Here is a 2,580-nt window from a genome sequence, read left to right as displayed (position 1 = left end):
TTGCTCGCAAACTTTTCGGCTAAAAGGAGGTGCAGAGTATAAAATGAGCAAAACACCATAAGGTGGATTGCGATATAAAAGCTCTTGCACCGACGCGGTACGTCGAGAGGCGAAGTTTGTTCATAGCAAAAACGCATTTATAAAGAGAAAACACGCAAAAATTGCGTGTTTTCTTCATTTCAGGTCTTTCTTGCAAGTTTACAGAAACTTCGTTTGCTTTTATACTCGCGTTTTTGCGGTCCGGACTTTTTTTACATCCCCTTTTATTTTAACATTACACCCTCTTAATGTTTTTACGGTTCAATTATATTAAACTGCGCATCTTCTGCTGTAGAAATCTCCGTAAGATTATCAATAATCCTATCCAGATACTCTTTATCTCCATCGATTTTAACATACTGCTGTATGCCTTGGCTGTTTCTTTGAAGAATCAAAAGCAAACCGTTTTTCGGACAGGTTACAGAAACCTTTGCATCCTCCGCAAGCGCTCCTTTATACACAAGCATGACACCTGCTCTGAAGTGTACAGTATAGACCTCTTTTGTGTCTACAAGCGAAAAGTTCACCTTAAAATCCTGCTCAACCAAAGCTTTTTTGTTTAAAACAATACCCATATAATCAAATATCATTTCTGCTGTCATATTCTTTTGAACGCCGCCATCAGAAGTTGCGTTTTTTCCTTTTGCTGTAAGATTTCCGTTTCTTAATTCTGCTGCCGCTGAAAGATACGCATTTCGCCATGCTCCGGATTCCGCCTGATAACCAAGTTGCTCCAAAGCATCCGCACAAAGCAATCTTGCCTCTTTATTTTCGGGGTCTGCATAGACTAAAACATTCGTAATTTCCGCAACCCACTGATACTCGCCTTTATCAAAATCTTCTTTTGCCATTTTTATAATTTTGTCTGTATCCCCAAGATATTCCACCCATTTTTTGGCACTGTCCGTGGGAGAAAGCGGATTAAGATTTACGGGATTTGCATCATACCATCCCATATATTTTTGATATACCGCTTTTGAATTATGCGCAACTGTTCCGTAATATTGACGGGTATACCAGTTTTTGGCAAGCGGCTCGGGAAGCTCAATCCTATTTGAAATTTCATCTGCAGTATAGCCCTGATTGATATATGTAAGCGTCTGGTCGTTTATAAATTTATAAACTGCCGCGGTATCCTCCAGATATTTTAAAATCACATCATTTCCCCAATGCGGCCAGTTATGCGACTGGAACGTGACTTCTGTATCTTTTCCATACTGGCTTATCGCTTCGAGAATATACTTTGACCACTCATTCCCGTCACGCACCTGCGCACCTCTTAAAGTGTACAAATTGTGAAGTGTTGCTGTACAGTTTTCAGCCAACCACAACGCGTTCTTTTGTGGAATCCATATATTCATTTCAGCCGGTGCTTCCGTCCCCGGTGTCATCTGAAATTCCATTTCCACGCCATCTATTGTAATTCTTTCGCCGGTCGCTTTAATTTCATAAGTAGGCTTAATAAAGCTTACGCCTCCGGTTGACTGCCCCATGCCTATTCCTATAGCCATTTTCCCGGTCAGACCCGGTTCCAGGAACACGCCATACTGATAATTTGCGCGTCTGCTCATAGCCTTTCCTGCATATACATTCTCACTCACAGCGTAAGCGGTAAAGTGTTCGGGTACAATAATCGGAATTTTTCCGCTTGCAATTTGCGCCTCTATCGAAAGCGAAGAATCCGCAATCTCTTCTTCCGACACAACACCTTTTATTCCTCCGAAATGGTCAATATGCGGATGGGATATTATAACAGCTTTAATCGGTTTTTGTCCTAAATTTTTCTCTACCAATTCCATCGCTGCCTTGCTGCATTCCGTGGTCATAAGAGGATCAAACACAATTCTTCCGCTGTTTCCTTCGATAACAGTAAGGTTTGCCATATCATAACCGCGGACCTGATATATACCGTCAGTCACTTGGAATAAGCCATACACATGATTGTTTTTACTGTTTTCCCACAGACTCGGATTTACAGAAGCAGGGGCTTTTTCTGTTTCATCCAAGAAAGAATATGCCTGCTGGCTCCATATCACATTGCCGTTTTCATCCTTTATTTCCAGAGTCTCCGGTGCATCAATCCGTCCTCTTAACGCAAATTCGCGCTCCTGTTGATCTTCAAAATCAAGCAAACGATAAACCCCGTCATTTACTTTAGCTGTATGCTCTGTTGCAGGCTTTGGGTTTGCGTTAAACATGGTTTGATTGCAACCTGCAAGTGTCGAACAAGCAAGAAATATTGCAACGGAGATGCTTAAAAATTTAAAATTCCATCTCATCCTCTATTTCTCCTTTCAAAGATAGCTTCTCTGTATCGTACAATAAACAGTATATCACATTCTTGCTCTCGGTGCAACACCTGCTTACACTAAAAAAAAGGGGCTGTAAATTTATTACAGCCCCTTTTTTAGGGAATAGGAAAAAATGTTTGGCACGAACCCGAAGCGCCGTCGGTGACGGATACAGCGAGAAGTTCGTGGCGCCGCAACCAAAATTGCGCCCGTTAGGGCACAGCAATTTTGTGTGTTGCAAGAGGGAGCT

General features: G+C 41.8%; 1 protein-coding gene. It reads right to left on the bottom strand.

Annotation, left to right across the window (positions count from 1 at the left end; translation table 11 throughout):
* Positions 1–293: 293 nt before the first annotated feature.
* Positions 294–2,318 (bottom strand): MBL fold metallo-hydrolase, encoded by a 2,025-nt coding sequence (locus IJE10_04720; GenBank protein MBQ2967412.1) that lies wholly within the window; start codon positions 2,316–2,318, stop codon positions 294–296.
* Between the last annotated feature and the right edge of the window lie 262 nt (positions 2,319–2,580).

It is taken from the genome of Clostridia bacterium (assembly GCA_017410375.1).
Classification (GTDB): domain Bacteria; phylum Bacillota; class Clostridia; order RGIG6154; family RGIG6154; genus RGIG6154.
Note: the sequence above shows the minus strand (reverse complement) of the source record. Positions and strands in the feature narration are given on the sequence as shown.

Coding starts and splice junctions, on each gene's coding strand:
- IJE10_04720 (MBQ2967412.1), bottom strand. CDS start 2,318: ATGAGATGGAATTTTAAATTTTTAAGCATCTCCGTTGCAATATTTCTT.